At 41.2% G+C, this 18,636-nt stretch carries 15 protein-coding genes and 1 pseudogene; 5 read left to right on the top strand and 11 right to left on the bottom strand.

Annotated features, from left to right (window positions below):
* Positions 1-143: 143 nt before the first annotated feature.
* Complete coding sequence (locus AAHH42_RS05655) at positions 144-674, top strand: glycoside hydrolase family 3 N-terminal domain-containing protein (protein WP_342221841.1); 531 nt, start codon at positions 144-146, stop codon at positions 672-674.
* Between the two features lie 119 nt (positions 675-793).
* On the opposite strand, the gene AAHH42_RS05650 is transcribed toward AAHH42_RS05655, so the two are convergent.
* The 6 genes and pseudogenes from AAHH42_RS05650 to AAHH42_RS05625 all read right to left on the bottom strand — a co-directional run.
* Complete coding sequence (locus AAHH42_RS05650) at positions 794-2,302, bottom strand: IS4 family transposase (RefSeq protein ID WP_342221840.1); 1,509 nt, start codon at positions 2,300-2,302, stop codon at positions 794-796.
* Positions 2,303-2,428 (bottom strand): transposase, encoded by a 126-nt coding sequence (locus tag AAHH42_RS05645; protein WP_342222023.1) that lies wholly within the window; start codon positions 2,426-2,428, stop codon positions 2,303-2,305.
* Positions 2,429-2,693: 265 nt separating this feature from the next.
* Positions 2,694-3,062, bottom strand: coding sequence for an IS630 transposase-related protein (locus AAHH42_RS05640; protein ID WP_342222022.1), 369 nt, complete (start codon positions 3,060-3,062; stop codon positions 2,694-2,696).
* A 638-nt stretch (positions 3,063-3,700) separates the two neighbouring features.
* On the bottom strand, positions 3,701-3,925 hold the full coding sequence (locus AAHH42_RS05635) for a hypothetical protein (RefSeq protein ID WP_072550862.1): 225 nt from the start codon (positions 3,923-3,925) through the stop codon (positions 3,701-3,703).
* Between the two features lie 809 nt (positions 3,926-4,734).
* Positions 4,735-4,884, bottom strand: a complete 150-nt coding sequence (locus AAHH42_RS05630) for a hypothetical protein (protein ID WP_162859968.1) — start codon at positions 4,882-4,884, stop codon at positions 4,735-4,737.
* 274 nt (positions 4,885-5,158) lie between these two features.
* Positions 5,159-5,496: pseudogene (locus AAHH42_RS05625) on the bottom strand (transposase); the annotation flags it as partial.
* Positions 5,497-5,985: 489 nt separating this feature from the next.
* On the opposite strand from AAHH42_RS05625, the gene AAHH42_RS14760 reads away from it, so the two are divergent.
* From AAHH42_RS14760 to AAHH42_RS05605, 4 genes are read left to right on the top strand one after another with little or no spacing between them, the layout of a single operon-like run.
* Entirely contained in the window at positions 5,986-6,888 is a 903-nt protein-coding gene (locus AAHH42_RS14760) for a type I restriction-modification system subunit M N-terminal domain-containing protein (RefSeq protein ID WP_425286315.1), read from the top strand.
* 2 nt (positions 6,889-6,890) lie between these two features.
* Complete coding sequence (locus tag AAHH42_RS05615) at positions 6,891-7,421, top strand: hypothetical protein (protein ID WP_072550864.1); 531 nt, start codon at positions 6,891-6,893, stop codon at positions 7,419-7,421.
* Between the two features lie 45 nt (positions 7,422-7,466).
* Positions 7,467-10,226, top strand: coding sequence for a DEAD/DEAH box helicase (locus tag AAHH42_RS05610; protein WP_342221839.1), 2,760 nt, complete (start codon positions 7,467-7,469; stop codon positions 10,224-10,226).
* 37 nt (positions 10,227-10,263) lie between these two features.
* On the top strand, positions 10,264-11,151 hold the full coding sequence (locus tag AAHH42_RS05605; RefSeq protein WP_342221838.1) for a hypothetical protein: 888 nt from the start codon (positions 10,264-10,266) through the stop codon (positions 11,149-11,151).
* Positions 11,152-11,162: 11 nt separating this feature from the next.
* Here AAHH42_RS05605 and AAHH42_RS05600 read toward each other — a convergent pair whose 3' ends face one another.
* From AAHH42_RS05600 to yajC, 5 genes are all read right to left on the bottom strand, one after another.
* Complete coding sequence (locus AAHH42_RS05600) at positions 11,163-12,056, bottom strand: DMT family transporter (RefSeq protein ID WP_342221837.1); 894 nt, start codon at positions 12,054-12,056, stop codon at positions 11,163-11,165.
* 120 nt (positions 12,057-12,176) lie between these two features.
* Positions 12,177-14,948, bottom strand: a complete 2,772-nt coding sequence (locus tag AAHH42_RS05595; RefSeq protein WP_342221836.1) for a hypothetical protein — start codon at positions 14,946-14,948, stop codon at positions 12,177-12,179.
* A 402-nt stretch (positions 14,949-15,350) separates the two neighbouring features.
* Positions 15,351-16,376: a protein translocase subunit SecF gene (gene secF, locus AAHH42_RS05590; protein ID WP_072550869.1), complete on the bottom strand. Its 1,026-nt coding sequence runs from the start codon at positions 16,374-16,376 to the stop codon at positions 15,351-15,353.
* 10 nt (positions 16,377-16,386) lie between these two features.
* Positions 16,387-18,246: a protein translocase subunit SecD gene (gene secD, locus AAHH42_RS05585; RefSeq protein ID WP_342221835.1), complete on the bottom strand. Its 1,860-nt coding sequence runs from the start codon at positions 18,244-18,246 to the stop codon at positions 16,387-16,389.
* Positions 18,247-18,273: 27 nt separating this feature from the next.
* On the bottom strand, positions 18,274-18,606 hold the full coding sequence (gene yajC, locus AAHH42_RS05580) for a preprotein translocase subunit YajC (protein WP_342221834.1): 333 nt from the start codon (positions 18,604-18,606) through the stop codon (positions 18,274-18,276).
* Positions 18,607-18,636: the final 30 nt, after the last annotated feature.

Raw genomic sequence — 18,636 nt, 5'->3', positions numbered from 1 at the left:
TAAAATATGAGAGGGGAACCGAACAAAAAAATTAGCAAAAATTGGGTATTTAAAATTAGAACTGGCAGCTTGCTTCAATCACATAAGTATGTTCAAAAAATTGTTACGAGATAAAAATAATTCGGCCCCCTGGGAGACGTAGTATGATCCTATTCTTTAATGGTTATCGCATTGCAGTATTCTGGACGTTTCTCCTGTTTGCTCTCTCTGGTTGTTCATCCCCATCGAAGCAACAGGGAGAGTTACTGGATGAAACTCTGTTGAAAGAAAAAATAGGGCAAATGCTGATTGTGGGTTTTGACGGTTTTAAGGTAGAAACTAATAGTCCGATTGCTCGTGCGATTCAACATAGACAGCTTGGCGGTGTCATTTTATTTGATTATGATCTCAAAAAGAAAACCTATCGACGAAATATTGAAAGTCCCGCTCAATTAAAAAAATTAACAGCAGAATTGCAAAATTTGGCAGCAGAAGCTGACCGATATAGAGCCAATACAGCAGTATCCTCGTATCCCTTAATCATTGAGGTTGATTACGAAGGTGGAGAGGTCAATCGGCTAAACAGCCGTTATGGTTTTCCAGAAACTTATTCTGCTCAACAGTTTGCTAAACTGCCTATTCAGCAAAAACAGCAACAAACTCAAAGTATGGCTAAAACGTTGGTATGGCTGTAGCCGTATAAATTGATTCAAAACAAAGGGTCAGAAAAGAGAGTGTCGATATCGCATTGTCGTTTCCTACGAAGGGCTTTAGCCTGAGCCCATTTGTGCTCAATTGGGTTGAGGTCTCACTTTTACCCACAATTTTTGTTATTAAGAATAATGAACAATCTCACATTTTCTTGCAGGATCTCATACCCTCGCCAAAGCGACATGATTCCCGGTAAACCCTCGGCACGTCGGTTAAGAAATCCTCCCAATTGACCCAGCCATGTTATTGCCTGAAGCACTGTGGGGGGATGCTCGGGAAGGCGGCTTGTTGTCTGTATTCTACAATACAACGTTTGCCATTCTATCTTTGACAACACATCGGTGCAGGTAGCCTCAGGACACAACGCTGCCATTTTGGTCATATGCATCAGTTTGAAGGCGATAATGCTTTTGAGTGTGATCATTTTCGTTAATTGGGTTGCCGTATTTAAACGACATTGTTCAACACAACATCCTGATTTCAGTGTGTTGAAGAACTCTTCTATCTTCCATCTCAGTCTATACCCATTCACTTTCTCTTCTGCTTCAAAGGCGTCAGTGACCGTCAAATTGGTCAATAATACCCATTCGACAGGCGCTACTCCTTCTGGAGGAGGCTGTTCTTTAACACTGATGGCAGATACGTGAACCTTTTCATGGATATGCCGTGAAGCGTCTTTATTGGTAGGCCCATAAACTAGATTATTTCTAATGGGGAGCCAGCCTGAAATGGAGCGAATATCCACATAAGCCGTTCTTGCTACCCTTTGCTGATTTTTGGGCAGGGTGAGTGCTATGGTTTTTAAAATCGGCGTCTTTGACAAGGCGGTTTGCACCGTTGTTTTTTTTCCCTTTTCATCGATAAATTTTCTGTCTTTCCGGTTGCGGATAATAAAAAATGTTTTTAGTGAGCTTGCAACCCGAAAAAGTTCGAAAATATCCGCTTCTCTGTCTCCCAGCGTGATTAAGCAGGTATCTTTGGGTATCAGCGCCGCTGTCTCGTAGAGGGTCTCTATCCACTTAATACTTTCTTTCTCTTTCATTGTCGATTGATAAAGCCGCCGCTGTTTTTCCTGAGGGGGTTCCTCTCGGGAAACACGTGACCAGCATTTAAGCGAGGATAACCCAAGCGGCAAGCCCTCCTGAGTTACCATCAAACTTGCATGAAGCATCAACCCCATTTTATGTTTGTGATAGGCTTTAGATATACTTCCCAACCCCTCTGTCTTTTTATGTGAGTCAAAGTTCAACTCTGATGTGTCCTGAAGAGAAAAAACCAGTGAATGCCCCTCCAGACGTTTTTGTGTTTGCACACAATGTGTACGGAATAGCGCGCTCTCGCTCACTCTCTCATTGCTAAAAAATCGATAAGCTCCTTTGGCCTGTGACCAGGAGCCATGACAGCTTGGGTAAATTGAACCTGACGCTTTTGATGATAATAAGCCCGCTGTTTCAAAAAAACGCTCTTTAAGGCGTTTATCTCCGAAATCAATTTGATGAAATTCTTCCCGGATCCACTCATTTCCATTACCCGTTACTGTTTTCATGTGCCTGTTTCCTGATTTAACTATTGACTCTACCAATAATCCAATTTCACCTGAATCATTTTTCATTCAACGTTGTGGGTAAAAGTGAGGATGAAGGTCCGGAGAATAAGCGGGAAGGTACTCAAGGGTCAAGCCAGTTTTTTGTATTGCATGGTGAATATCCTGGCGTTTATGGAAACACACATTATCCATCACGATGACAGCCCCTTGAGGGATTTTTGGCAGTCAGTCTTGGGTTACCCACGCATAACAAATATCGCTATTGATATTATATTCAAAGGCACAAACGGTGGTTAATTTTCCGTTAAGCTGAGCGCCGATGACATTGGTACGCGCTTTAGCGTGCCAATCATGTTGACCGTAACACCGCTTACCTTTAGCTCAATAGCCGTAGAGGCGGGGCATCTCATGAGCAAAACCGCTTTCATCCACGTAAATAATGGGGGGCTCGCTGGCTTCATAGGCCTGGATCTTGACCTGAAAATCTTCTCGGGATTGGACGTTGGCTTTTGGATGATAAAATGTTTTTTTTATAGCTAAACCCTGCCCGTTTTAACGCATGGCAGATACCTCTAGCGCTCACTCCCATACGTTGGGCTCGCTCGTATTGAGACGCGTCAGGGTAGGTTTCCACATCAAGAATCAACGCCGCTCGAGCTATTTTACTGGCGGGTTTATCACGTGTCAGACAAGGTTCTATTCGTTTAGCCCAGCGCATTAGACTTGCGGTTCCAATACAAAAACGTGTGGCCGTTTGGGCATATGTAAGCTTTTCTTCCTCTTTAATAGCCAATACATGTTGGCGAAATTTTAATGGATAAGTCATCTCGAAATTATACATCAATTTATAAAGCCTACGCTATATTGACTCTACCAATAATCCAATTTCACCTGAATCATTTTTCATTCAACTTTGTGGGTAAAAGTGAGACCTCAATCCCATTGAACATAAATGGGTACAGGCTAAAAGTAAGAGAAGAGACCTCAATTGTGACATCGATACCTTATTTTTAGAATATATGATGTGATTATTATTATGTCGTTCATATATATAGCAATTTAATTTTGATTAGCATACAAAATATGAGCTACTCCGTAGATTTATTCCTCAATGTATCCGTTAAGCAATCAAAATTAAATTGTGCAGCTATATCAACGATTATTTCCGTCTCCGAAACGGTATCACAATAGTCACTCGTAAAATCAATAGTTTGCAGTACTACATTACACAGATTTGTTTGGTGCAGTAGATAATCGAAAAGGTGGCACAGTAACCAAAGTGAGTCACTTTAACCTCACCGAAACATTAGCAAAGTGGGAATAACATGAAATTAATGCATTCCTTCAGCGTAGCCACGGCCGAGGTTCCTCTGTAGAATTAGTCTGTCTCTTGAGTCCTATTTGTGACTAAGAGACAGAGGTTAACCTAAAGCACTTTTCAGCCCCCCTCTTTCTCCTGATTACTTATTTGGGAAACCAAAGAGGAGCAGGTCTCCATTTGTTGATTTCATCTTTTTTTTGCTCTGGAGGTTTGGTTTCTTGTACGGTAGGTTTCTGTTTAGTACACACTTTAATGAGACCCCTAAACGTTGGGACCCCTACCAATATTTTGCAAACATCAGCAGCAAAAATGGGCATCGGCAGCAGTAAAACAAGCAATACTTTCAAAAACGTTTTTATCCTTTTCATCTTGTACTCCAAAATTTTATTTAATGTGATGTATGCTTACTGCCTAGTGATAATATAAATGGCTTGTAGTGTATTTTGAATTACTATTTAGGAAACCAAAGAGGAAGGGGTCCTCATTTATCTAATAAGACTACCAGTAGCAGAAGTCCAAATAGGTGTTGGCAATAATAAAATGAGTAATATCTTAAAAAAAATATTTATCTTTTTCATTTAGTTACCCTATATTTCAAATCGATGTTACTTGATACGTACTCACTTTTTGTCACCCGTTGAGTCTAGTCAAAATAATAATTATTTTCCTTTTTAATTTTTATTGTCAGTTATTACTCTTTATTTCACAAGCTACACATCGTGTTATATCGCTCCCTGCTATAGCATTTGAAATCCGATCCTTGGGCGTCTTCGTCACTTCCAGATGTGCAATCCGTAAATTAGAGAGAGGTCAGTCGTCTGCATTATGAAGACAACTGACCTCTTTAATGTTGAGAAGGTGGATTGCATTGATGGCATGGTGAGATGTCACTAAAATGTGAAAAAACACCTTGAAATAAAATCATAGGGCTATGTAAAAGAATTTCTGGCCCCCATTTTAAATAAACCTGCGGACCCGCATTCAAGCAGCACAATTTTGTGCCCACTGATTTTATTGATGAGAATGGTAATATTCGACCGATGGTAAATATGTATGAACAAGAGCGGCTACACCTCTGCCTGATGATAGCCAGTCTAGCCCACCATTTTAACATTGGTCACTCGTCAAGTAGCTGACGAATCAAGTAACATGATGTCCATTTACATTAGACGATACATTACTCACAACGGAGATAGCCGCATCTTTTTCGATCTGAACTGTCATACAATTGATTGTCTATTTTATTATCGTTCACCACAACTTTAGCACTGAGGCCGAGTGAAGTGAGCGCTAAACTTGCAATAAGAACCAAACGTAACAGCTTCATGGATTATCCCCTAGCAATTAAATTTACGTATTAAATATAGATCATACATCACCATTGTCAATTAAATATCCCCTTTTCATGTTTGCTTTATTCACTTTTATCGACATACGACATGACATGTCGATCACATCTACACAGGAGTCAACCATGTACACCATCAAAGTGAATTTCGACAACGGTCAAGGCGAAGTCGGTTATCCGAGCATCAATTGTAATAGGCCAAATAATCCAGCCCCTCAACTGAGCATCATTGCGGGTTTTAAGTATTTCATAATTCAAGTAATTCATATTTCAAGCTCCGAAAAAAACGTTCTGTTGGTACGTTATCCCAACATTGCCCTTTACCATTCATACTGGCTTGCACACCCATCACTTGCAAATGGGCACAATACTGATGACTGATATATTGACTGCCTCTATCTGAGTGACGGAGCAACCCTTTTGGGGATTTTCTGCGCCAGTAAGCCATCTGGAGAGCTTGTACACAAAGTGCTGTCTTCATGGGATCTGCCAAGGCCCAACCGATTATTTGGCGCGAGTATAAATCCATCACCCCCGCCAAATACATCCCCCGCCTTCATAAGTCCAAACAGAGGTGATATCCATCGTCCATACCGGGTCTCTCTGGCTATAGCGGTGCGGTGTAGTTTTGATTACATAATGAATACCATTCGATATGAATATATGGCACGATTCATCTTTGATGGTGTAATCAGAAGAGAGTCGTTCTGCTATACAAATAAAATATTTGAACTAACCGTAATTTAGTATTACAACGTCCGATGAGGCTGAGTTATTCGGTTAATTCTAGTCGCGTGTTGGTAATAAAAAATGGCAGTGTTATCCGTGATTGTTTACCATAGAAATTACTGGCTTAAAATTTTTAAATATTAAAATAACTTAATGAAACACGAAATATCTCTCGTAATTGGACATTTTTAATATATAAGCGGCTATTTATATTGATTGTGTAAATGTATCTGTAAGATTTTTGCAAAATTCTTTCGTTTTATAACCGCTCACCGTTTTACTCAAAACTGGGTTGATTTGTCATACAGGAATGGTAAGTTGCTCTATGCAAAAAATGCTTGGAGGATAATAATGACAAACTTGGCGGGCTTAGCAGCATCCTTGGCAAGTTTCATCTGGAAAAACGCCGAAGATCTTTGGGAAGATTTCAAATACATAGATTTTGGAAAAATCATCTTGCCCTTTACTTTCTTACGGTGCTTAGAGTGTGTTTTAGAACCTACTCGCAAGGTGGTTTTTGAAGCCTATGAAGATTTCAAGGATGGCGGATTTGATCTGGATTTGATCCTTGCCAATCTCAATCTGACAGATTATGAAAACGTTCCACTTATGGAGAATATTCGTGATTACTTTACCCGTGAAGTATTACTCTATCTACCCGATGCCTACTGTGACGAAACTTACTGTGATGATAAAGATAAACAAGTGGGAGGAGTCAGGTTCGAAATTAATTTTAACCGTTGCTTCTGTAAGTATGTTACACCACGCAAACTGGCTGAAAAGGATATTGAAGACGTCGACGGAGCCTACCCTGTAATGAGTTTTGGTGGCGAGTCTGCAAAAGCATCTGCGTGTATTTTTAATGGGGAATCTGTCTTACTCGAAGGGAAGGGAACTATCGACAAACCTCTATACATCAACGGACCATCCCGGACTGTCGATACTCTATTCTACACAAAGATCACTGACAATGCTTTTCCAAAATTCGTCTATTACAGTACGCAGACCATTCCTTTTGGACACTATTCAACAAACACGGTTTTGCCAAGCATGACAGGTGAAGACCTTTCTTCTCACCTCATTGCTGTGCCTGAATTTTTTGAACAACGGGCGATAACAAATACACTCAACCGCGAAGCCACCCACATCGTTCAACTAACAGAAAAGTCTCAACACAGCATTAATCTTCTCAAAGAGCGCAGCTCTGCTCCAATCACCGCCTCCGTCACTGGCCAAATTGATCTCAGGGAGTAAATATGATCGATACCGCACACCAGGAAAAGCGTTTTGCGGCTTATGTCATTGCCAAACTAGAGGCTCAGGGTCAGGGCTGGAAGGTTGGCAATACGTTTCACGACGACACCTCGTGTGCCTTGTATCCGGATGATCTGATTGCTTGGCAAGAAGAAACTCAATCTACAAAGTGGGCAAGGCTCTGTAAAGACAGTGCTGAACATGCCAGTGAGGTACTGATGGATCGTCTGGTTAAAGCACTTGAACAGCATGGCACTCTCCAGGTACTCAAACGCGGTTTCTCCATTTCCGGTTGTGGTCATATCGATCTCTCTGCAATGAAAGCGGCAAATCGTCAAAAGTGCACCTATGCTGATCAGCTCAAAACGCTATTAGCATTCAAAACAGGGCTTGGGCATTTTTACCGAACTTATTCTTACGTTACACAGCTCATTGATTTTGGTGATCCCTCACTGGAAAATTTTGCAGCATCCGCTAGCCTACTGCAAAAACGGCTAGAAAATAGCACAAGGGAGCCGGTATGGGTGCTCTAATCTCAGTTTGCAAATAGCTAAAATGAAATATTTTCGTACAACTTTATGACAAATAAACCTGATTTCAACAACGTATTCTCACCACCGGATGAGGTAGAAGCTGTAGTTCTTGACCTGCAAATATCACCGACGGGACATATCCATCTGGGGCATATTGCTGGCCACTCTTCTCTCTCTCCACTAGAAGTCACTGGCATCACTAAAGCATTCGAACGTGGCAGTGGCGACGGTCTACTGCATTTGCTGACAGTAAAACGGGCGAGTGAATTGCTACCACCTTCGCTGGTGTTTGGCTATCAGTTGGCACATCTTTTCATGAGAGGTTTGTGTGCGGTGCCAAATCTGGCGAGTCAATGGGATCATGTTGAAATCGCCTTACCTGTCTTAGAATTACAACAGCGGGTGGTGACGGCTCCACCGATGGTTGGCGCAGAATATCTGGATATTCCACGGCTGACCATGATTTGGCTTGATCTGCAAACAGCTGCCCGTACAGAAATTGCGGCAACACAAGGCGATGTGCAAGCCTGGCTTCAGTGTAAACATCCAAGTTGGAATCTAATAGGTCGTGTCTGTTTCCATCTCGCCGAAAATAAAAATCATGAACAAGCGCCGTTCGCATTTCTTGCCACCTATGCTGCCGGCGTGTCACAACAGTCACGTGTGCAGTATCAACCCCTGCGGCAAGCACTACAAGAATATGCCGGTGCTGGAAACCATGACATGTTGCTCAGGCTGTTACAGCCAGTGAATAAAGCAGCGGAGCAAAGTCCATGGATAAAATCTCTACTAGATTCCGGCACCCTCTTTCACCCGATCGCCTGGACTCCAGCAAAAGCCCATCAATTTTTACGCCACATTCCGATATTTGAATCCTGCGGCATAGTGGTGCGTATCCCTGATTGGTGGCAAGTGCGCCAACCACCACGACCGCAAGTGAAAGTGAACATAGGTAACAGTGTCGCCGGTTTAGGCTTGAATGCGATGCTTGACTTTGATGTATCGCTTTCCCTCGACGGTGAAGAAATTTCACTCGCCGAATGGAAACAACTGTTGACCATGAGTGATGGTTTAGTTCAGCTTAAAGGTCGTTGGATCGAACTGGATCGCAAAAAACTTGAAAGCGTGTTGGAGCATTGGAAAAAAGTACAACGCGATGCTGCCAACGGCAACATATCCTTTATTGATGGTATGCGACTGTTGGCAGGTGCGGCGGTAGAAGGCAAGAGCGAAGTAGCTCTATTACCTGATGCTGCCGATTGGTCTAACGTAGTGGCAGGCAACGGATTACAACAAGCATTGGAAGGATTGCGTGATCCACATAACATCGCTGACGATCTGCATTTGGGAGATGAACTCCAGGTGCAATTGCGTCCCTATCAAAAAGAAGGAGTACGCTGGTTGTGGTTGTTGAATCGCCTTGGCTTAGGGGGTTGTTTGGCAGATGACATGGGGCTAGGGAAAACGGTGCAAATTTTAGCGTTACTTTTGCTGGCCAAACGCGAGGGTGATGTTAAACCGCATCTGCTGGTACTGCCCACTTCGTTGATAGGCAACTGGCAATCAGAAATCACCCGTTTTGCGCCTGGCCTCTCGATATTGATTGCACATCCCTCTGCAATACCTAGTGAAGCGCTGAATACACTTCCTGCCGAGTGTTTGGAGAACGTCGATGTCGTCATCACCAGTTACGGCAGCTTGATCCGTCTTCCATGGTTACTGCAAACATCTTGGTCCTTGGTGGTGCTTGATGAAGCACAGGCGATTAAAAACCCGACGGCATACCAGACAAAAGCCGCTAAAGCACTAAAAAGCCGTGTACGCTTTGTGTTAACCGGTACCCCGGTGGAAAATCGTCTGGGCGATCTATGGTCACTATTCGATTTCATTTGTCCAGGCCTATTAGGTTCTAGCAAGGCTTTCAGCCTGTTTATTCGGCGGCTGGCACAAGATAAGCAACAAGGCTATGCACCTCTACGTAATCTGGTAAAACCCTACATCCTACGCCGTATGAAAAGCGATAAACGTATCATTGCTGATTTACCAGACAAAACGGAAGTCAAAACTTATTGTGTGCTTAGTCGATTGCAAGCAAGTTTATATGGGCAAGCGATAGCTACACTTGTGCAACAAATCGATAAAGTAGAAGGGATCGCGCGGCGCGGCTTGGTACTGGCGTTTTTAATGCGTTTTAAACAAATCTGCAATCATCCGTCTCAATGGTTGGGCGATGAGGCTTACTTAGAGAATAATAGCGGTAAATTCGTCCGTTTGCGGGAGTTAGCGCAAGATATTGCGGCACGTCAAGAAAAGGTGCTGGTATTCACCCAATTTAAAGAAATGACTGCACCTTTGGCTGCATTCTTGCAAGATATATTTGGTTGTGCCGGATTGCAACTACACGGTGGAATAGCAGTCAAAACCCGCAAAGCACTGGTCGATAAATTTCAACAGGAAACCGGCCCACCGTTTTTTGTACTCTCAATAAAGGCAGGCGGCACTGGTCTTAATTTAACAGCAGCGTCGCACGTCATCCATTTTGACCGCTGGTGGAATCCTGCCGTAGAGAATCAGGCGACCGACCGTGCTTATCGTATCGGACAGAAAAAAAATGTACTAGTACATAAATTTATCTGTCGTGGCACCATTGAAGAAAGAATCGATACGATGATAGAGAATAAAATCGGGCTGTCCAATGATCTGCTTGCCGGAGGAGGTGAAACGCTCTTGACAGAAATGAGTAATGAAGCATTACTCAAACTGGTTTCGCTTGATATCAACAGCACAGTAGCAGAAGAGAAATAAATTAATTTTATTAGTCAGCGAGTGAGGGAAAACAAATATGAATTATTTTAACGGTGGTTGGCCGCGTTATGTGCCAGTTGCGGAACTACACGCCAGTGCGATGCGCAAAATCAAAGAACTTAAAAAGAAAGGGAAGATTTGCCATCCGGTAGAAGTTGGGAGACGCTGTATTGTCGATACTTTCTGGGGCAAAAAATGGTGTCAACACCTTGAGGCTTACAGCGATTATGCTAACCGGTTACCGCGTGGCCGTTCCTATGTGCGCCACGGTTCTGTGATTGATCTAAAAATCGCCGCAGGCAAGATCACCGCTTTGGTGGTCGGCGCCACTACGTACCGCGTGAGTATTGAAGTGAGTTCACTGGATCCCAAACTTTGGCAAATAATCATTGATGAATGTGCTGGCAAAGTTGCCTCTTTGGTTGAATTGTTGCAAGGACGTCTTTCCAGTGCAGTAATGGAAGTGGTTACTCGTCCCAAAAGTGGTTTATTTCCTTCTCCAGAACAAATTTCCTTTCACTGTAGCTGCCCTGATTCAGCTTTTCTATGTAAACATATTGCTGCGACGCTCTATGGTGTTGGCGTCCGTTTTGATCGTCAACCAGAGTTGCTCTTTCTGCTACGCGATGTCGAGCCGCAGGAATTGATCTTACAAGCCGGCCGTATGCCAGTTGCAAATACGCCGACGGTGCTTGATCAACAATTGGATACTTCCGACTTGTCTACACTCTTTGGTATCGAGCTGAATACAGTACCGCTTGATAGTCATCCATCAATGCCCACACTCAAGACACAGCACAAAACAAACATTGAACCACCCTTTGACACCCCTCAGGTGATCAGATCACAATCGGTAACTAAGGGTAAGGACAAAGCCAAATCAGCGAAGAAAAAAAACCACTCGAACCTAGACCATAACTGTTAGTGAATTTGTTGTTAGTGACTATTAGTGACTCGTTGTTTAGACAGTGGAATGGATAAATGTTGAGCTAAAATAACTCCAATTAAAGTAATGCCACCACCAATCAAATGATAAGCATAGAGCTGTTCGTGTAAAAAGCTGACGGCAATAATTGCAGTGAACACAGGTGTTAAGTTCATCAATATAGATGCTGTATTAGCACCTAAACGTATCACACCCAAGATCCATAAATAGGGTGCGATTACCGAAGCTGGCAAACCAGCAAAGAGTACCAGTGGGAGATTTTGTGCATTCAGTCGTATATCACTAGCCAGCAAAAAAGGAGGTAACAATAATAGGACACCGAAAGCAATTTGCATATAAAGAAACTGCCAATTGGGCAGTTTTATTACCCAATACTTGATCAATACACCGTACAAAGCATAAGAAAAAGAAGCACAGAACATCATCAGCTCACCTTTACCGACACCCTGCCGTAATAGTTGTGCTGGATCGCCAGCGCTGACTAACCACACTAATCCGCCGAAAGACAATATACCTCCCAAGACAATACCGACAGTAGGAGCCACACGTAATACCACAATACTGATCAATAGGGTCAACAAGGGAATAATTGAACTGAATATACCGATAAATAAAGCGCTAATACTATGCGCGGCATAGTAAACCAGACTTTGGTACAGCACCATGCCCAGCAAACCCAATACCATTAATTTCCACCAATATTTTCGTATGCTGTGCCAATTACGTACGACGCTTAGGAATACAAAAGGTGTCAAGATAACTAGCGCCAAGAACCAACGGTAGAAAGAAATGGCTGCAGGATCGATAGCATTGGCCGATATTTTGCTGACAACGGCGTTACCCGACCAAATGATGACTGCTAACGAAGGATACACTATACGCATATTTTTTATTCTTATATAAATAAAAATGATGTTTACTATAATTTCTATTACCTATAACAGAAAGTAAATTTTTTTCCAATAGACTTCCTGTAAAACCATATCGTTATGCGAAATCGAAGGCTAATCATGGGTGTTTAACGGCGTATTAATGGCAGGTAAAGCCGCTATCTGATTTGTCTGCTGCACAACGGCAATCGGTAAAATACCTTTCCGCCAATATTTTATTGCATCCGACCAGGAAACGTCGTGGCTTTCCAATTTACCGAAATCCTGGTTTATGATCTTTTTCACGCTGTCAGACAATATCTTGCTTATCTGACTCGGTTCTATTTTGGGTTTACATTTAGTAATAAGGTAAGCCAAACCAAAAATACCACCGATAACGCTTAAGGGAAGTACAACAATGATTGCCAAAGATGATAGGGTAGCCAGTGATAAAATTGTCCCTGTGATAATTCCGGCTAAGACCCACTTACCTTTGTTAAGAAAGGTATTAAGATTGATTGATTTCAACTCATGTTTTAGCTGAATAATATCGGCTGCTATTGCATGTCGCAGAGCGGTATCTATATTTTCCGTGATATCGTTAGCAATACTGCCTTTTAACGACTTCCACTTACCCGCCATAACCGCGATATGTTTCAATCTTGCGTTCATTTTTTTGTATTGATCACTATTAATAATTGAAGCTGAATTCGATTTTCTCAGTGTTTTTTCTTTAACCCGATCGATAAGTGTATTCACGGTAGCATGTATGTCATGGGTTTTATCACCAAAATCTGTATTACTCTTTCCCACCACAGTGCGCAAGACACCATAAGCCCATTTTTTTGCTCCATTGCTTTGTCTCATCGCCTTACCAGAAAAAATCTGGGTCATACGATAATAAGTCAGTTGTGCATTCTGTCCATCATCATGATTCGCTTGATTAAGGTTAGCCAACTCACTATTAATATGAGGAATAGCATTACCCATAAATCGCATTAACGAGGTTAATTCCTCAATGCGTTTATTAACTGATTTCAAATCGTCCTCTAAGGGTACTATCTGTAAATGCTTCTCATTTTGTAACGGTTCGATCTTCATAAAAGCCGCTAATTCAGATTCTTCAAGAAATACAGCTAAATCCCTGGCCCATGTTCTACGTGCAGTGTGATGTTGCGATAGTATATTCAGTAAATTGCATATGTCTCTATTATTTTCAGGAAAAGTTCTGACAATAACATTTGTTTTATTTTCTAATTCAATCACTGCATATTTTTGAATTTCCCCTTCTTTCAAGATTTTCTTGAAAGGTGGTAAATGTCTGTCACTATTATTATTGATATATCCTTTCAAAAATTCAGTGAATAATAGCTGATGTTTACTTACCTGTTTTGCTTCTTCAAGTGGGTACAGGTGGTACGGAAAATCAGACATAACGCCAAAAGGATTAATGGGTTTTTTGGTTATTTCTTGCACAAAATCTTCAATTAGTACCCTAAGAGTACTCTTCTTTATTTTCCGTATTTTATCAATGTGCTTATTGATTTCTTGACATAATTCATTGAGGGATGTAATGCCATCATTAAGCTTAATATCTTTATCTCCTTTATATTTACTGACTACTCTTTCGTTATATTCGTCAATCAGTGTATTAATCTGTTGTTGTTCATTTGTTACTGGAGCGATCTTTATTACGGCAGTTTCTGTCGAGATAACCTCTGTTAAAGCGACCTTGTTCACCGAAGTGCTTGTTGATGGTGGAAGATCTTTAATTCTCGATTTTGTCTCGCTTTCTCGTTCCTGTATTTTTGGTTCCTGTGTTTTTGCGACGAGTTGCCACCCTTTCTTTCCGCACGTTAATTGATAGTAACGTGCAAGTTCAGAGTTTGATGTATTCATCACATTGCTTAACGCCTTTAATATCGAATTTTTTTTCAATGTTTTTTTTATTTGTTTACTTTGCAATTGCTCTAATATGTTGATTGATAAGTATTTTTTGAACGATTTTTTATTTTTATTTTTATTATCCAGATAAGCATTTATTTTATTTACTAGCTCTTCAGCATTGTTAACAGAGCCAGAAAATTTTTCTTGCTGTTTTTTGGGCAATTGGTGAAAGAAATCTAAAAATTCTTTACTTAATTTATTAAGATCCGCGCCATAATTATCGCAGCTGTCTATAGTTTGCTCCGTATCAAAGGTCGCTGACTTTCGATATGAAGGGGCCGCAGTTAATAGATTAGATGCAATTTGAGGGAAGGCCTCAGCAACATCAGATTCTTCCATATCCGCAGCAAATGGATTGAAGTCCTCAGCAACATCAGATTCTTCCATATCTGCAGCAAATGGATTGGAATCCTCAGCAACATCAGATTCTTCCATATCCGCAGCAAATGGATTGGAGTCCTCAGCAACATCAGATTCTTCCATATCCGCAGCAAATGGATTGGAGTCCTCAGCAACATCAGATTCTTTCATGCCTTTAGTAGACAGATTAGCGGCAAAAGGCTTAGCCGATGGATACCACTTAGCAGGAAATGGTGTTTTATCACCACCCAAAAGAGAATTTGAAGGAATGACTATCACCCCAACATTCTTATCGCCATCATTACCGCTACCATTACAATATAATGATTTTTCTTTCTTTGCTTTTTTTCTCCTAACACTAACACCACATATTTTAAAAAATATATTCCCTTTATTTTTTATTTTATTTTTAGTAACTGATACTTCTTTTTTTGTACAAGTATTGCCTACACGTTGAATATCACTGATAGCCGTAACTTTTCTTTCTTTATTATTACCAAAAGCGGCTGAAATGGCTGAGAACTTCTTTTCACTGGCAGTATTAGTATTATTTTCAGGATTTTCAATAGGATGACTTGTAAGGATCTTTAGTATAGTCATACCTTCTCCTTGAATTATATTTATATAATAGGATCTTAGATATTATTTATTGAAATAAAAAATAAGAGAATAAAATTATGTTTCATATAAATACTACGAGAAGAAAAACAGGATAGATACCAATTATCAACCATATCTTTTAAAAAATAAGCTAATAAAAAAAATATATATATTCATTAAATAAATATATTATCAGAATGAATAATTAAAATAACAATAATATAAGTAATAATAAATTAATTTAATATAAAAAAGTCTTATATTAAACATTAATATAATAAATATTATACTGCTGTGGATGGCTTCACGATTATTTTGATCTGCTATCAGAAGTAAGAAAGTACAAATAGGCCGTTATAAACAAGTCGTTAATAACAGCCATAATGTCAAGATATCGCAATATCAAGGGAAAATCGAAGGCTGATCAGCCCCTTCTTTCTCAACCTTTTGCTGTAGCATATGCTCACGTTTCATCCCCAATTTTAATGCTAATGCAGAAGCCACATAAATAGATGAAATCGTACCGATAGAAACCCCGATTAACATAGCCAAAGAGAATCCTTGTAGCATCGCGCCACCAAAAATATACAGCATCAGCACCACCACTAAAGTCGTCGCTGAAGTCATAATGGTGCGACTTAACGTCTGTGTCAGTGAAATGTTCATTATTTCATACGGTGTGCCACGATTTATCTTACGAAAATTTTCACGAATTCGATCCGAAACGACAATGCTGTCGTTTAATGAGTAACCAATAACCGACATCAAAGAAGCAACTATGGTCAAATCAATCTCAATTTTACATAAGGATAAAATACCCAAGGTTATGGCGACATCATGACCCAAGGCAATAACTGCCCCCAATGCCAGCCGCCACTCAAAACGAAAGCCGACGTAAACCAGAATAGAGAGCAGCGCAACCAGTAGCGCCATACCACCTGCTTGAGCTAACTCACTACCCACACTAGGCCCAACGAATTCAATACGTTTAACCTTCGCATTTTTATCAATTGAATCATTGATAATAGTGATAATTTTATTACCCAGTTCCTGACCCGTATTAACGGCAGTAGAAGAAGTCGTAGTGGAAAATCCTGTAGTAGAAGACGTTGTAGAAGAACCTGCAATCGGCGGCAGACGTATCATGACATCACGTGTACTGCCAAAATTCTGAACAACCGGTGCAGTAAAACCTTTTTCTTGCAGCGTATCACGCAATTTATCGAGATTAACTGGATTTTCTAGGTTAACCTCAATCACAGTGCCACCGGTGAAATCTAACCCCCAGTTAAAACCACGGGTTAACATGACTGCAACCGATGCCACCAGTAATAACAACGAAATACCAAAGGCTATATTATCCCAGCGCATAAAGTCATAAACTTTACGGCCATAGTTTAATTGTTCAACAGTATAATTCTGTGCCACTATTTATTCCTTAAATGGACAACCTGTTAATACGTTTACCACCATAAAGTAGATTAACAATAGCACGCGTCCCCACTATGGCAGTAAACATTGAAGTCACTACACCGATAACAGTGGTAATAGCAAAACCTTTAATCGAGCCAGTACCTACCGCATAAAGAATAATCGCCGTAATCAATGTCGTCACATTCGCATCAACAATACTGGAAAAAGCACCTTTGTAGCCCTCATGTATGGCTTGCTGGATCGATCGACCGTTGCTAATTTCTTCCTTTATTCGTTCATTAATCAGTACATTCGCATCAACAGCTACAGCTAATGTCAACACGATGCCCGCAATACCCGGCATAGTCAACGTCGCCCCAGGCAGCAGCGACATCACACCTACAATGAGCACTAAATTAACGAGTAGAGCGCTACTAGCAATCAAACCAAACTTACGATAGTAGAAAACCACAAAAATAACCGATGCAGCCAAACCCCACAAACAAGCAGCTAGACCTTGAGCAATATTCTGTGCTCCCAAAGTGGGACCAATAGTACGTTCTTCTACAATTTGGATAGGCGCAATCAAAGCACCAGCCCGTAATAATAATGAAAGCTGCCGTGCTTCAACCGGATTAGCAATACCAGTAATACGGAAATTGTTACCCAAACGTGATTGAATGGTCGCTATATTGATCACTTCTTCCTGCTTAACCAAAATCGTACGTCCATTAGCATCCTTCTTACCGCTATCTTTGTATTCCACGAATAAAGTCGCCATCGGCCTGCCAATATTATCTTTAGTAAAATTAGAGATGATCGATCCCCCCTCACTGTCTAACGAAATATTAACCTGTGCCTGATTATATTCGTCAGTCGTGGAAGTCGAGTCAGTAATATGGTCGCCAGTCAAAATCACCCGTTTGTAAAGAACAATTGGCTGTCCTTCACGGGTATTTTTTACTTCTGAATCACCCGGCACACGACCTGCCGCTGCGGCGCTAGCATCAACGTTGGTATTTTGTAAACGAAACTCAAGTGTAGCGGTAGCACCAAGGATCTCTTTGGCACGTGCCGTATCCTGGATACCAGGTAATTCAACGACAATACGGTCAGTACCTTGACGCTGTACCAAGGGTTCTGCAACACCCAGTTGGTTAACCCGATTACGCAGAATGCTAATATTTTGTTGCAGTGCATATCCGCGTGCCTCACGCAGACGCTCATCACTCATCAACGCTTTTAGCCTCTGACTCCCATCGTTACTTATCACTAGATCACGATGACGGGATGAGAGGTAGCTTATCGCTGCGTCCCGTGTATTATCATCAGTAAAGCGGATAGTGACACCATAGCTAGCCTGAAAGCCATCAAGCTTAGACACGGAAGTATAGGGAATATTTTTTTGACGCAGATCAAAACGTAAATTATCTATGTTTTGCTCTTGCAACTTACTTAATGCGGCATCCATGTCCACTTCCATTAGAAAATGAACCCCCCCGCGTAAATCAAGCCCCAATTTCATCGGTTCAGCACCGAGTTTAGCTAACCAGGATGGTGTCGCCGGTGCTAGATTCAATGCAACAACATATTTATCCCCTAGCTCTGCCACTAATGCTTCACGAGCATGCAACTGAACATCAGGATCCCTAAAGCGAGCAAGGATGACACCTTTTTCAAGCGCAATAGATTTGCTCGCTATTTTTTCTTTTCCCAGCAGGTTACGGACTTGATCCAGGGTGGCTTCACTGGCGGCGACACCGCGAGCACCAGTAATCTGTACCGCAGGATCCTCACCATAAAGGTTAGGAAGTGCGTATAGAAAACCGATGAGTATCAGGAAGACCAACACCAGATACTTCCATAAAGGATAACGATTTAACACAGTAGTTCCTTACGGAAAAATCGAAAATTACAGCGCTTTCATGGTACCTTTCGGCAGAACGGCAGCCACAAAATCACGTTTAATCATCACTTCAGTGGTGTCATTGAGCGCAATAACAATATAACCCGTTTCTGCAACTTTTATAACACGACCCAGCAGCCCACCTGTGGTTAAAACTTCATCTCCCTTGGTAATTGAGTCCATCAATTTTTTGTGTTCTTTTGTTCGCTTCTGCTGTGGACGTAAGATCATAAAGTAAAAAATCAGACCAAATACCACCAGCATAATGATCATAGAATACGGACTTCCTTGCGCCGGATCACCAGCAGAAGCAACAGCATTGGAGATGAAAAAACTCATTAACATGACCTCATATTATTATTAACATTA

The sequence above is a fragment of the Candidatus Fukatsuia endosymbiont of Tuberolachnus salignus genome (genome assembly GCF_964030845.1).
Taxonomy (GTDB): Bacteria; Pseudomonadota; Gammaproteobacteria; order Enterobacterales; family Enterobacteriaceae; genus Fukatsuia; species Fukatsuia symbiotica.
The sequence above is the reverse complement of the archived record's forward strand: the minus strand, read 5'-3'. Positions and strand labels throughout refer to the sequence as shown.

Excerpts from the sequence above, each read along its gene's own strand:
- AAHH42_RS05655 (WP_342221841.1), top strand. The coding sequence starts at position 144 with ATGATCCTATTCTTTAATGGTTATCGCATTGCAGTATTCTGGACGTTT.
- AAHH42_RS05650 (WP_342221840.1), bottom strand. The coding sequence starts at position 2,302 with ATGAAAAATGATTCAGGTGAAATTGGATTATTGGTAGAGTCAATAGTT.
- AAHH42_RS05645 (WP_342222023.1), bottom strand. The coding sequence starts at position 2,428 with ATGGATAATGTGTGTTTCCATAAACGCCAGGATATTCACCATGCAATA.
- AAHH42_RS05640 (WP_342222022.1), bottom strand. The coding sequence starts at position 3,062 with ATGACTTATCCATTAAAATTTCGCCAACATGTATTGGCTATTAAAGAG.
- AAHH42_RS05635 (WP_072550862.1), bottom strand. The coding sequence starts at position 3,925 with ATGAAAAGGATAAAAACGTTTTTGAAAGTATTGCTTGTTTTACTGCTG.
- AAHH42_RS05630 (WP_162859968.1), bottom strand. The coding sequence starts at position 4,884 with ATGAAGCTGTTACGTTTGGTTCTTATTGCAAGTTTAGCGCTCACTTCA.
- AAHH42_RS14760 (WP_425286315.1), top strand. The coding sequence starts at position 5,986 with ATGACAAACTTGGCGGGCTTAGCAGCATCCTTGGCAAGTTTCATCTGG.
- AAHH42_RS05615 (WP_072550864.1), top strand. The coding sequence starts at position 6,891 with ATGATCGATACCGCACACCAGGAAAAGCGTTTTGCGGCTTATGTCATT.
- AAHH42_RS05610 (WP_342221839.1), top strand. The coding sequence starts at position 7,467 with ATGACAAATAAACCTGATTTCAACAACGTATTCTCACCACCGGATGAG.
- AAHH42_RS05605 (WP_342221838.1), top strand. The coding sequence starts at position 10,264 with ATGAATTATTTTAACGGTGGTTGGCCGCGTTATGTGCCAGTTGCGGAA.
- AAHH42_RS05600 (WP_342221837.1), bottom strand. The coding sequence starts at position 12,056 with ATGCGTATAGTGTATCCTTCGTTAGCAGTCATCATTTGGTCGGGTAAC.
- AAHH42_RS05595 (WP_342221836.1), bottom strand. The coding sequence starts at position 14,948 with ATGACTATACTAAAGATCCTTACAAGTCATCCTATTGAAAATCCTGAA.
- yajC (WP_342221834.1), bottom strand. The coding sequence starts at position 18,606 with ATGAGTTTTTTCATCTCCAATGCTGTTGCTTCTGCTGGTGATCCGGCG.